This window comes from [Borrelia] finlandensis, from assembly GCF_000181875.2.
GTDB lineage: Bacteria > Spirochaetota > Spirochaetia > Borreliales > Borreliaceae > Borreliella > Borreliella finlandensis.
In genome coordinates this window covers 258,664-271,360 of sequence record NZ_ABJZ02000005.1, presented here as the reverse complement: position 1 = coordinate 271,360, position 12,697 = coordinate 258,664, and the positions used below count along the sequence as shown (strand labels likewise).

Annotated in this window: 9 protein-coding genes; 5 read left to right on the top strand and 4 right to left on the bottom strand. The window is 26.8% G+C overall.

Features of this window, described 5'->3' with window-relative positions:
- Nucleotides 1–58: 58 nt before the first annotated feature.
- On the top strand, nt 59–1,312 hold the full coding sequence (locus tag BSV1_RS02490; RefSeq protein WP_008882410.1) for a M23 family metallopeptidase: 1,254 nt from the start codon (nt 59–61) through the stop codon (nt 1,310–1,312).
- Nucleotides 1,313–1,318: 6 nt separating this feature from the next.
- On the opposite strand, the gene BSV1_RS02485 is transcribed toward BSV1_RS02490, so the two are convergent.
- Nucleotides 1,319–2,701 (bottom strand): tetratricopeptide repeat protein, encoded by a 1,383-nt coding sequence (locus tag BSV1_RS02485; protein ID WP_039949509.1) that lies wholly within the window; start codon nt 2,699–2,701, stop codon nt 1,319–1,321.
- A gap of 206 nt (nt 2,702–2,907) precedes the next feature.
- On the opposite strand from BSV1_RS02485, the gene BSV1_RS02480 reads away from it, so the two are divergent.
- Genes BSV1_RS02480 through BSV1_RS02465 form a run of 4 tightly spaced genes read left to right on the top strand, consistent with a single transcriptional unit; the run spans nt 2,908 to nt 9,234 of the window.
- Nucleotides 2,908–3,912, top strand: coding sequence for a hypothetical protein (locus BSV1_RS02480; protein ID WP_008882450.1), 1,005 nt, complete (start codon nt 2,908–2,910; stop codon nt 3,910–3,912).
- Nucleotides 3,905–6,058: a flagellar assembly lytic transglycosylase gene (locus BSV1_RS02475; RefSeq protein ID WP_008882587.1), complete on the top strand. Its 2,154-nt coding sequence runs from the start codon at nt 3,905–3,907 to the stop codon at nt 6,056–6,058. The genes BSV1_RS02480 and BSV1_RS02475 overlap by 8 nt, the downstream gene beginning before the upstream one ends.
- Before the next feature lie 14 nt (nt 6,059–6,072).
- Nucleotides 6,073–6,867, top strand: coding sequence for an undecaprenyl-diphosphate phosphatase (locus BSV1_RS02470; protein WP_008882636.1), 795 nt, complete (start codon nt 6,073–6,075; stop codon nt 6,865–6,867).
- Between the two features lie 3 nt (nt 6,868–6,870).
- Nucleotides 6,871–9,234, top strand: a complete 2,364-nt coding sequence (locus BSV1_RS02465; protein WP_039949508.1) for a DNA translocase FtsK — start codon at nt 6,871–6,873, stop codon at nt 9,232–9,234.
- A 37-nt stretch (nt 9,235–9,271) separates the two neighbouring features.
- Here BSV1_RS02465 and rpsU read toward each other — a convergent pair whose 3' ends face one another.
- From rpsU to recJ, 3 genes are read right to left on the bottom strand one after another with little or no spacing between them, the layout of a single operon-like run.
- Complete coding sequence (gene rpsU / locus BSV1_RS02460; RefSeq protein ID WP_002656880.1) at nt 9,272–9,481, bottom strand: 30S ribosomal protein S21; 210 nt, start codon at nt 9,479–9,481, stop codon at nt 9,272–9,274.
- Nucleotides 9,482–9,495: 14 nt separating this feature from the next.
- Nucleotides 9,496–10,440: a M23 family metallopeptidase gene (locus tag BSV1_RS02455; protein ID WP_008882724.1), complete on the bottom strand. Its 945-nt coding sequence runs from the start codon at nt 10,438–10,440 to the stop codon at nt 9,496–9,498.
- A complete protein-coding gene (recJ, locus tag BSV1_RS02450; RefSeq protein ID WP_008882352.1) occupies nt 10,433–12,559 on the bottom strand; it encodes a single-stranded-DNA-specific exonuclease RecJ in 2,127 nt (708 codons plus the stop codon). The genes BSV1_RS02455 and recJ overlap by 8 nt, the downstream gene beginning before the upstream one ends.
- Between the last annotated feature and the right edge of the window lie 138 nt (nt 12,560–12,697).

The window sequence follows — 12,697 nt, the reverse complement described above, 5'->3', positions numbered from 1 at the left end:
TTTTAAACGATGCTTTCATTCAAATGCAATTTTCTATTGTATAATGAAATAGCATGTTATGATTATACCAAAAAAAAAGCAAAGGGTAGAAAAACGTAAAAAAAATTTTTTATTCAATAGCAAAAAGAGTGTTAATTTTGAATTAAAAGATTTTGCAAATATTTCTAATATTGGTAAAAGAAGAAAAAAAGTTTTTAAGATTAAGAACTTCTTTAAAAAAAAAATCAATTTTTTTAAAAAAGTTTCTTTATTTTTCTATAAGCTTAAAATACAAAATATTAATCATTATGAATATAAATATTATTACAAGAGCTTGAGAGATAAAGTTTTTGATATCTTTAGTGTAAGATTAGATTATAAATTTGTTTTTAAGCTTAATGCAATAATCTTTATTTTTATATTAACATTTTATATTAACATTTTTTCTTATTATGGTTCGTATGTTTTTTTAAATAGGCTTTCTTTGCCCAAAGATTATTTTATTGATACATTTTTATATTATAGTGATCAAGATATAGCTCAAATTAGTAGTTATTTACCTGAATCTAATATTTCTGCAAATGTTCCTGGATTTAAAAAAAATTTTGTATTAAAGGTATTTGATCATAAAATTAAGCCTGGAGAAACGCTTTCGCATGTTGCAGCTAGATATCAAATAACCAGTGAAACTTTAATTTCTTTTAATGAAATTAAAGATGTGAGAAATATTAAGCCAAATTCAGTTATTAAAGTTCCCAATATGAAAGGAATTGTTTATGTTGTTAAAAAAAATGACTCTATTTCATCTATAGCTAGTGCTTATAATGTTCCCAAGGTTGATATTTTAGATTCTAATAATCTTGATAATGAAGTTTTATTTTTAGGGCAAAAGTTGTTTATTCCTGGGGGAAGATTGCCCAAAGATTTTTTAAAAGAGGTATTAGGCGAGACTTTTATTTATCCTGTGCAGGGTGTTATTACTTCGGGGTATGGCTATCGACCAGATCCGTTTACAGGAGTTATTAGTTTTCACAATGGAATAGATATTGCAAATTTAGCTAATACGCCTATTAAAGCTTCAAGAGAAGGTATTGTTGTAACTGCTGGATTTAATGCGGGGGGGTATGGAAAATATATTGTCATTTCTCACAGCAATGGATTCCAAACTTTATATGCACATTTGAATTCTTTTGCCGTTAAGGTTGGAAAAAAAGTTTCAAGGGGAGCGGTAATAGGTTATATGGGAAGTACTGGTTATAGTACGGGCAATCATCTGCATTTTACCATTTTTAAAAATGGTAAAACTGAAAATCCTATGAAATATTTAAGATAATGTTTTTCATGTGTATTTGGATATGTTAATTTTTTTAAGTATTTGAGTTAGTTTTTTGCCTTCTACTAGATCAATAAGTCTTCCTTCAATCATTTGTTTAGCCTTTAAAGAGAATTTTGATGGAGCAATACAGAGTCCTTTTGTTTTATTTTCTTTTATTTTTGAAATGAAATCTTTTAAGAATAATTCACCAAAAGTATCTTGTTCAGTTCTTACAAAACGCACTATTAAATTTTCTTCCCATTGATTGTTAGCTAAGTGAAAGTTTATATCAATAAATTGTGTTGTTACTTCGTTTATTTTAGAATCTCTTATTTGAAATTTATTTAAATATAGTTTTAAAATAATCTCATTTGCTATTTTTTCAAAATTTTCTTTTGAACTGCGCAAATATATTCTTAGGGCTATGTTTTCGTTTAACCTTTTGCTGAATTCCAATTTTTCTTTAATATTTTTGTAATTTGGATCAATCTCTTCAACCTTGGTAAAAGCTTCTGTAGCTTTTTGATAATTTTCAGCAGAGATTTGAAGTTCTCCAAGATTATAAAATAATTCAAGGAAAGTTTTTTTAGGCAAGTCGGGTTTTACTTTTATTATTTCTTTAATATTTTGTTCTAATTTTTCTAATTCTTTATTTTTTGAATGAATCTCAGATGTAATCAATAAAGCCTCATAAATCATTCCATCTTTTTGTTTTATTTTGTTGGCAATCTCTAGTGCTAGATGATCTTGATTCATTTTTGACAAAGACTTAGCATATGCCAAAAGAGCTTCAATGTCGCCTTGTATATTTTTTTTTATATTGTTAAATATTATAACAGCTTGTCTGTAGCTTTCTAAATTAAATAAAGTTATTCCCAGGTGTTTTAGGATATCTTTATTATTTTTATTAAAATTGTGGACTTTTTTAAGATAGTATAGAGCCTCTTTATACATTTCGTTTTTTAAGAATGCTATACCAAGATAATAATTTGCATCTTCATCTGTTTTTTTAATCAGAAAAGCTTTTCTTAAATATTCTAAGGCTTCTCTGTTAAAATTTCTTTTAAGATTATAAAATCCATAACTTAAAAAAGCTTTAAATGTGTTTATTTCTTGGCTTATTGGGTTATCTTCTATTAATTGACATAATTTTTTTGCATATTTTATGCCATTTTCATGGTCTTTGTTTTTATAGTAGTAATTATTTAAAATTTCAAGGGCGCCTATTTCATTTGGATTTGTTTTTAATAGGGAAATTGCTCTTTCGATTAATTTTCGCGTTCTCTCATCATCTTTTTTGATTTTCCCTATATTTTTACCTATTGTAAGTTTTAATGCTATTTTAAAAAATAAAAACACTAAAATAAATACTGTCAATGAAGAGATTACTATAAATAGTGACAACACTCGTATTGCTCCTAAATTAAAAATATCCCATTAATTTGCATCATCATAGTTACTTTTAATAAAAGTTATTTACTTAAAATAAAAGTAATTTGTAAGTTGAATATCACATTATTTATATTATATTATAGTTATAATAATAATGATAACTATAATTAGTGCGTAAGTTTAGTTTCAATAAAATTAGCAAAGCAAAGAGGTTATGATTTTTGAAAGGGTTTTTAGCGATAAAATTATCTAATAATGAGTATTATTCGGTTTTAAATTTAGATGATAGTTCTGTTAAGAGAATAATATTGGGCAAGGTTGCAGGTGATACCAGTATTAATTTGAATTTTTATGTTAGTGAATATGAAGATTTTTTAGATCCTTTTTTGGTTGGTTCTTTTTTCTTAGATAATTTAAAAAAGGAAAGCTTGAGTGTCAATGTTTATTTTAAAGTTGTGGATGAAATACTTTATGTTTATGGTGAATCTGATGGGATTAAAGATAAATCGAAGTTTGATTTAGGCCTTGTAGATTTTAATCAAAATTTTAAAGGATCTAATAGGGGCAACCCTTTAAATGATTTTAAAAGTGGCATTGGCAGTGATTTGTCTGTTGAAAATTTGGGTTCTGAATTTGATTTAAATTTTAAAGAAAAAGATGATTTTGTCAAAAAAGATGTTTCTGATATAAGTATGCCTACTATTAATTCTTTAGATTTAAAAACCGAAGAAGACCAAAAAATTGAGACAAATGCTTCAGATTTTGATGATAATTATGACGATAGCTATGTTGATTCTAAAAAGCTTAATTTAGAAAATAAAAAAGTTGAGTATATTGACGAGAAGTCTTTAAATCTTAATAATTTTGAGCTTCAAAAATTAGAAGAATCTTCTTTAGAAGAAGAAGATTTGCATGATTTAAGCGTTGAAGACATTATTGCAGATATTGATAAAGAGTTAATAGATACTTCAGATGAAGATGTTGAACTAGATCTTAGAGAAGATTTTGAGAATGATATGGTAAAAAACAATTTTAAATTAAATTCAAGTGAGGGGATGGTTCATTCTCCTATGTTGTATTTGAGTCTTATTTCTCTTTTTCTTTTGATATTTTTTTCTTTGTTTTTAGTTTTTTCAAAAATTTTAAAACCTAGAGATTTTGTTTCATATTACTTTGAATATGATAAAGATAGAATTAAGAGATATGAAAAAGATCAATATGTTTAATAGAAGTTCTTGTGTATTACAAAATTTTCTTTTTCTTTTTTTATTTTTAAGTTTAGTTTCTTGCTTTGCAAAAAAAGAAATCTCAGGCAATGATTTTATTAAGGCGCATTCAAAAGAGTTTGATTTAAATAATTTAAATTGGTTATGGAATTTTGATTATTCAAAAAAAAATTTTGATAAGCATTTTAACATAGATCCAAGTTCTTACATATATGTTGCCTATTTATTTAAAAAAATAGGATTTGAAGAGAAATTTGTAGAGTATATGAAAAAGGCCATAGCTAATGGAGATAGCATTGCATCCCAGTTTGCTGGGATTAAGCTTATTGAATATTTTAACTCAATAAAAGAGTATTTTGCATCTGAATTGATTGGAGAGAAGCTTTATAAAAAATACGAAAATAATAAATTCATTATACTGGGGTACTTTAAAAGTCTTTATTGGCAAAAGAAAAACGATAAGGCACTTAGTCTTTTAAATAAGCTTGATAAGATGAAATTTTCTGATTATCAGGAAAATGAAAATATTTTATTAAAAGCAGCTCTTTATCTTAATCTTTCTAATGTAAGTGAGTCAAAAATTTATTTTAATGAACTTTTTGAGAATTTACCTGCAAATTATTTACATGTAAGAGCTTATGATTATTTTATTATTGAAAATAAGTCTAAGTATTTTGGTGCAAATTTTTTAAATCTTGTTAGATTTAAGTATGAAGTGGCAAATGGTAATTTTAATGGTGCAATAAATATATTAAATAAAAATGGTTTAAATGATTATTATGATAATAATATTGTATTAAGTGATGTTTATAAGGCTTTTATTAGTTCTGGCAAAGTTTCAAGTGCTTTAACATTTTTTAGCAAAATAAAGAGCAAATATAAAAATTATTATTTAGGCATTCTAAACCTTAGAGAAAAAAATAATTTAGGACTTCTTCTTTTAAAAGAATATTTTGAAGGTTTAAATCTTATCAATGAGATTAACAGGCTAGATTTGCTTAATACTGCTTTTAGCAATTTAATTTTTACTAAGAGCGCAAGGGATTATTTTGCAGAAAGTGTGGCCAAGTTTTATACTGAGAGCGATAAAAAAAATTCTACTTTTATTAAGATTTTAGAAGAGTATATTTTAGAATCAATTCAGCTTGAAGACTATGGTAATCTTTATAAGCTTTATTCTAATGCTCAAAAAGTTATTTCTAATTCTGTTTTATCTAAGCTTGCTTTTATTAATGCAAGGCTTATATATCATAAATTAATTAAACCTAACGTAAGCGGAGAATACAAGAGTCTTTTGCATTCTGCTGTTAATTATGATAAATGGTCTTATTCTTCATTTATGAGTAGGTATTTATTAGATCAAAATATTGATGAATTTTTTACAGGTGGGTCTGATATTAAGTATGAGCAATCCGATTATGAGATTTTTTTGGAAGGGTTTTTAAAATTCAATCTTTGTAATTATGTTAGAGGGTTTATTTCTGAGGATTTTAGGAATGGATATAAATTTTCACTCGATTTTTATCGAAAAGTATACGATGAACTTTTAAAGAGTGAAAATTATTACGATGCAACCCTTGTGATTAATTATCTTGTAAACCAAGATGAATCTGCTTTAATGGAGAATGACTATAAAAGACTTTATCCTTATTTGTATGGATCTTTGATAGAATATTGGGCTAAAAGGAGAGGGCTTGAAGCTAGTGTTGTATTTTCTTTAATAAAAGCAGAGAGCAGCTTTGAGAAAAATGCTGTCTCAAAACCGGGTGCTGTTGGCCTTATGCAGGTTATGCCATCAACAGCAAATGATATTTCCAAAGAACTTAAGTATTTTAACTATGATTTAAAGATCCCAAAAGATAATATAATAATTGGAACATATTATTTAAAAAAAAGAATATCTACAACCGGCAGTCTTTATAAGGCTCTTGCGTCCTACAATGGGGGTATTGGTAATGTTAGAAAGTGGGAGAAAAGTTACGGACATTTGTCAAAAGAGCTTTTTATTGAGGCAATTCCTTTTAGTCAAACTAGAAATTATATTAAAAAAATATTAGTTTATTCGGTATTTTATGATGCTTTGTATGAAAAGAAGGGAATAGATTCGGTAATAGTTAAAATTATGGGCGAATTTCCAAAAAATTAATATTGGAGCATTTAATGACAAATATTTTAAGTGCAATTATTTTGGGCATTATTCAAGGCATTACAGAGTTTCTACCAATATCTAGTTCGGGACATTTATTACTTTTTAGGCATTTTATAAATTTAAAGCTCTCAATAATATTTGATATTTATTTACATCTTGCAACAGTTTTGGTGATTATTATTTACTATCGTAAAAGGATTTTAGAACTTTTTTTAACTTTTATTAGATTTTCTTTAAGAAAAGCTGTTAAATCTGATTTAACAAACTTAAAATTAATATTGCTAATATTAATAATAACCATTGTTACCGGAGTTGTTGGGACTTTTATTTCAAAATACGAGAGAATTTTTACATTGCCTTTCGTTTTAATTAATTTTATTATAACAGGGATTTTAATCTTGATGCTAGAATTTAATTTTTTAAAAATTGATTTTAAAGGTAATATTTTGTTAGCAGGAATTTTTATGGGTCTGATGCAAGGCTTGGGTGCGCTTCCAGGAATCTCTCGTTCAGGAATTACGATCTTTTCGGCTTCGGTTATTGGATTTAATAGAAAAAGTGCATTTGAAATTTCATTTTTATCTTTAATTCCAATAGTTTTTGGAGCGATTTTGTTAAAACATAAAGAATTTTATGATATTTTTATGGTTTTAAATTTTTTTGAAATAAACTTAGGAGCATTGGTTGCTTTTGTTGTTGGTATTTTCTCAATAAATTTCTTTTTTAAAATGCTTAATAACAAAAAACTGTATTATTTTTCGATATATTTATTTGCACTTTCAATTATAGTTTGTTATTTTTTTTAGAATATGAAAGATTTTTATCAGTATTTTCAATTTTTGTTTTTTTTCATGCTTTCGGTTATTTCTTTTTCTCTTTTTGTAGCATTAACCCCTTTGAGCAATGTATTTGTATTTTTTGTTTTCAATTTACTAGGACAAATACTTCTTAATGTTTTTTCATTTTTGTCATTTTATTTAATAGTATATCCAATTGTTAATTGGTGCGCCTATAAAAAACATATTTTTACTAAACGATTTATATTTAATTGGAATTATACCGTAATATTGTTTTTTACTTTTCTATTTTTAATAAAAATTAATTCTAATGTTGAAAAATCTTATTTTATTAAGATATTTCTTATTAATTTTGGTATAGTATTGGGAAATTTTTTTATTTTTACTCTTTTAATTTTAGAATTTGTTGTGTGGATTTACTTGAATTATGTCTTTTTCAAGGATGTTAATTTTATTTTAGATACTTTTAAATTTTTAGAGTTTAAGATTAAAATTTTGTTTGAAAATATATTAAGTTATTTTCCCTTTTCAAATTCATTGGATGTAAAAAAAGATATTAAAGTTTATGGAGATTCTGTAGATGATCTTAAAGATTCTCAAGTTTTTGATGAGAAAAAGAATATTATTAATGATGAAGAATATCAGGCTTTATGGTCATTTAGTGCTTTTTTAAGAAACAATAAAAAGCCTTCCAATATTAATTTAGACAAGACTGTTTTTGAAGGCTCAGATCTCAAAGAAGCAAGCTCTTTAAATAAGGATATTTTAAATGAGAATGCTTTAAATTCAGATGAAAATGTAGATGAAATTAATGAGTCTTGTGAGTATAAATATTTAGACAATCTTGAGAATAATAAGTTAATTATTAGCGGAAAGGTTAAAGCCTGTGAGATAAGGACTAAGGGCATAATTAGTCAGGTCGCTATTTCTCATGTTTATAACGAAGATGTAGCTTTGAATGAAAAAAGTGATTCTTACGTTATTGATATTTCAGTTTTTGACCAGAAAGAGATTAAAAATGATGTAGAGGATATTGAATACGATAAAGGAATTCAAAAGCAATCAATGATTCTCCAGGAGACATTAAAAGAGTTTAATATTAATGCCAAATTAATTGATATTATTAAAGGCCCTGTTGTGACGATGTATGCTGTTCGTCCGGATAAGGGAATTAAGCTTTCTAAGATTACTTCTATTTCTGATAATATTGCCTTAAGGCTTGCGGCTATTAGGGTTAGGATTATTGCTCCAATTCCTGGCAGAGAAGCTGTAGGAATCGAAATCCCTAATAAAAGGCGTGAGTTTATTTTAATTTCAGAGATAATAGACAGTAAGGAATTCAGAGGTGATTTTAGAATTCCTTTTGCTCTTGGAAAAGAGATTAGTGGCGAAAATATTGTTTTTGACCTTGTTAATTCTCCACATTTATTAATAGCTGGTGCAACTGGGGCAGGTAAATCTGTTTGTGTGAATTCTTTAATTGCTTCAATTATTTTTTCAAAATCTCCAGATGAAGTGAAATTAATTATGGTAGATCCCAAAATAGTTGAGCTTAAACTTTTTAATGATATTCCTCATTTATTAACTCCAGTTATTACAGATGTAAAGAGAGCCTTAGAGGCTCTTAGATGGTGTCTTGATGAAATGGAGAGAAGGTATGTGCTTCTTGATAATTTATTGGTAAGAGATATTTCTTCTTATAATAAAAAAATAAAAGATGAGAATTTGAATTTAATGATTTTGCCATATCTTGTAATAATTATTGATGAATTTGCAGATCTTATTCTTTCTGCAAGAAAGGATTTGGAAAATTTAATTTCTAGACTTGCTGCAATGGCTAGAGCTGTGGGGATTCATTTGGTTCTTGCGACCCAAAGACCTTCAGTTGATGTTATTACGGGGGTAATAAAAGCCAATTTTCCTTCAAGGATTTCTTTCATGGTGGCCAGTTCTATGGATTCGAGAATAATTCTTGGATCTTCTGGTGCTGAAAAACTTTTAGGAAAGGGGGATATGCTTTATATTAGCTCTTTAAATCCTTTTCCTCAAAGAATTCAGGGTGGATTTTTAAAGGAAAGAGAAGTTTACAGGCTTGTTGAAGAGGTTAAAAAATTTGGTTCTCCAAATTATATTGATGATGAAATATTTATTGATAGTGTAAAAGAGCCAGATTTGGTTGCTCTTGGACCTTCTGATGAGCCAATGTTTGATGAAGCTCTTGAGATTGTTAAAACCACAAGAAAAGCCTCAGCATCTTATCTGCAAAGAAGGTTGAAGATAGGTTACAATAGAGCAGCTAGAATTATTGAAATTATGGAAGATATGGGATATGTAGGACCTGTTAATGGATCAAAACCAAGAGAGGTGTTAATTTAAAATAAAGAGATATCCATTTGAACATCTCTTGTGCGATCTATCTATTAGTTTTTTGTTTTAATTTTCTTACTTTTTTTGCCTGTTTTCTTTTAAAAGCTTTTTCCTTTTTTACACGTATTGTGGATGGTTTTTCATAGTATTCTCTTCTTTTCCATTCGCGAATAATTGCTTCTTTTTCAATCATTCTTTTAAAACGTTTCAATGCTTTTTCAAGATTTTCATTTTTGTCCACAGTTACTGTTACCAAAAAATCACCCCCTTTTATTCTATTCTTTTAATATTATTTATTATTTTATTTTTGTCAATAAGCATGCCATTTAAAAGGAAATCTGGATTTATTGCTATGCCATTAATTCTTGCTTCAAAGTGTAAATGAGGGCCTGTTGAAAGGCCTGTATTTCCAGTATGTCCAATATATTCCCCAGCACTAACTATTTTATTTTCACTTATTCCCAATTTTGAGAGGTGAAGATAAATTGTAAATACTCCCGGTAAATGTTGTATTATAAGGGTATTGCCCGTTAGCTCTCTATTTTGTGCAAACACAACTTTTCCTTTGCCGGCAGCAAAAATCGGAGTATTTTCTCTTTTGAATGGGGCATAATCAATTCCATTGTGCATTGTATAATTTGAAATTTTTTTGTCACCTTGCATGTAAAGCCTTAAATCTCCGTATAGGCTTGTTACAATGTATTGATCTTTTATTGGTTTGACTAAAGCATCGTAGTGGTATATTGTTGTGTCTCCAGTATTGCCAATAATATTCCACAAAACCAAAGCCTGTTCTTTTTGTTTTGTTGATTTTTTTTGGGTGATAAGCTTGGCCTTTTCTTTATTAAAACTAATTTTTGTTTTTTTGAAGTGAAATTTTTTTATTTCTATTTCTTTGATGTAGCTTTTATTTTCAAATTCTATTTGAATTTTTCTTTTACCTTCTTTTATCATTGGTGTAATTCCCATAAATGCTATGTAGTAAATTTTACTTCCTACTGTAAATTTAAACGGAGAAGAGCTTATGATTGGATTTTTATTTGTGCTTAAAAGTGATAAACTTTTAAAGTTTTGATTACTTGCAAAGTATATGTAATCTCCTTGAAATGCCTCTTTTTTATATTGGACTTTAGGAATAGTATTTATTATTTCTGAATTTATATTTTCTATTCCTAGGATACACAGTATAAGTAGGGCTTTTTGTATTCTATACATTGATTTGAGCATTCTTTTTTATGTCTATGATTTTCAAAATTTTTTCTCTAGGATAATAAAAATCTTCATTAACTGTAAAAATGATATCTAAGTATTGATCTTCTTTTATATCCAATTCTTCTATTTTTTTTGTTCCGTTAAAAAAAATAGCTTTATAGTATTCGTTTTGTGATTTAATTCGCATATTTATATGTTTTGAGCTATGATTTTTGTCAATTATTTTGAGTTCTTGAAGGTAAGCATTTTTCATCAATAATATTGGCTCTCTAAATTCATAGCCATAAGGTTCAAATATTTCTATTGTTTTGAAAAGAGAATCTTTTGTTAAATTTTTTGGAAGAATAGCATCTATTGGTATTGATTCGTTTTCATTAGTAGTTTCATATTCAACTTTTGTAGTTGTATATTCTAATTCTTTAATAAAGTCTTCGAGTAAATTTTCATGCAGCGTAAATCCAGCTGCAGCTTTATGACCCCCCGAATTTATTACTAAATGGGAAGGTATTATTGATATTAGTGTTTTTGAATTGATTTTATTGTTTGATCTAATTGATCCTTTAATAATGTTATCTTGCTTTGTTAAAAAAATAGCAACTTTTTGGTAGTAAGAAGAAAGTCTAGTTGCAATTCTAGAACTTATTCCTTTTGGAGTATTGTTATCATAGCAAACTATGAATTTATCATTTTTAAAAATAGTATTTTTATTATGAGAATTCCAAGCTTTTTCTTCTTTGTATTTTCTCAGTTCGTTGATTTCTTTTATTTCTTTAAATTTGTTCTCTATTTGATTAATGTCATTAGTTAGTAAAAAATTTATTGCAATATCTGCTTTTTCAAGTCTTCCTGTTGAGTTTAGTATTGGTGCAATTTTATATGCAATATCTGTTGAAGTTATATTTGGTTTTGTTAATATGTTTGCATCTTTTAATAGATAATTAATAGACATTCTCTCTCTTAGTGCGATTTCTTTAAGTCCTACTTTTAGGATTATTCTGTTTTCATTAATAATGGGCATATTGTCTGCTATTGTTCCTATTGCAACAAAGCTAAGTCTTTTTAGGCATTTTTGGAGCAAATTTCTGTTAGTTTCAAAAATTACGTTGTAAAATATGTAGTAAAGCTTGTCTTTAATCTCAACTTCTTTGTATTTGAAATATTTGGTTGCTTGGATTAAGTCTGTTAATGTTTTTTTTCTAAAGTTTGGGTATTTTTTTATAAAATTTTCACCAATATCAATTGTGTTTATGTTTATGCTTTTTGCAAAGTGTTTATTTAATAATTCATTTTGATCTTCTTTGTTAAAGATTATTATACATTTGTTTTGTACAAATTTTTCTAGTTTGTTTGAGTTAATTAAGGGATCATTTTTATTATTTAATCTTAGATATTGTTTTAGAATGTAGTTGTTTATTTCTATTGCGTGAAGAATAATCTCATTTTTTGTTTTTTCTAAAAATAAAAATACAAGGTTTTTAGAATAAAGGTCTGTAAAGGACATGCTAAGAGCAAGGCAAGCTTTAAAGCTTACACAACATCCTGCTATTTCTTTGAATGGATATTTGTCATCTTTTAGGTGAGGATTTATAACTATGTTTTCAGTTTTAAAATTTTCGCCTGGAAGATGATGGTCTGTTATTATTATTTCTATTCCTTTTGAATTTGCATAATTTATTTCTTCAATGCTAGAAATCCCATTATCAACAGTTATTATTAAAGAGATTTTTTTTTCTAAGGCTGTGTCGATTAATTCGTTTGAAAGTCCATAAAACTCTCCATTTGAAGGTATTTTATAGCTCACATTAAGTCCAAAATCTTTAAGAGTTTCGTACATTATTATTGTCGCTGTGATTCCATCAGCATCTTTATCTCCAAAGATTAATATGTTTTCATTATTTTTGATTGCTTTATTAATTCTGTTTATAAATTTATCTATATTTTTTAATAAAAATGGGTTGTGCAATAAATTTACGCTGTCTTCAAGGAAAAACATAAAATCTTCTTCTTTGATTTCTCGATTTATAAGTAAAGTTGCCGCAAAGGTATTGATATTATATTGCTTAGCAATGCGAGTTAATTCTTGGGCCTGTATATTAGTTTCTTTTTGTTTCCAAATTTTCATTTACTTCTCTAGAATTCATTTTTAATCGATTTTTCAAGGATTATTCTTTACTAACTTCACCATAGATTAATTAATTTTAAGTAGTAGTTATTATGTTTATTATCGAATGGTATAGTTTTAGCGGATTGTAATTTTTAC

What these genes read in the sequence shown, in the direction of transcription:
- BSV1_RS02490 (WP_008882410.1), top strand. Translation starts at nt 59, where the DNA reads ATGATTATACCAAAAAAAAAGCAAAGGGTAGAAAAACGTAAAAAAAAT.
- BSV1_RS02465 (WP_039949508.1), top strand. Translation starts at nt 6,871, where the DNA reads ATGAAAGATTTTTATCAGTATTTTCAATTTTTGTTTTTTTTCATGCTT.
- BSV1_RS02470 (WP_008882636.1), top strand. Translation starts at nt 6,073, where the DNA reads ATGACAAATATTTTAAGTGCAATTATTTTGGGCATTATTCAAGGCATT.
- BSV1_RS02475 (WP_008882587.1), top strand. Translation starts at nt 3,905, where the DNA reads ATGTTTAATAGAAGTTCTTGTGTATTACAAAATTTTCTTTTTCTTTTT.
- recJ (WP_008882352.1), bottom strand. Translation starts at nt 12,559, where the DNA reads ATGAAAATTTGGAAACAAAAAGAAACTAATATACAGGCCCAAGAATTA.
- BSV1_RS02455 (WP_008882724.1), bottom strand. Translation starts at nt 10,440, where the DNA reads ATGTATAGAATACAAAAAGCCCTACTTATACTGTGTATCCTAGGAATA.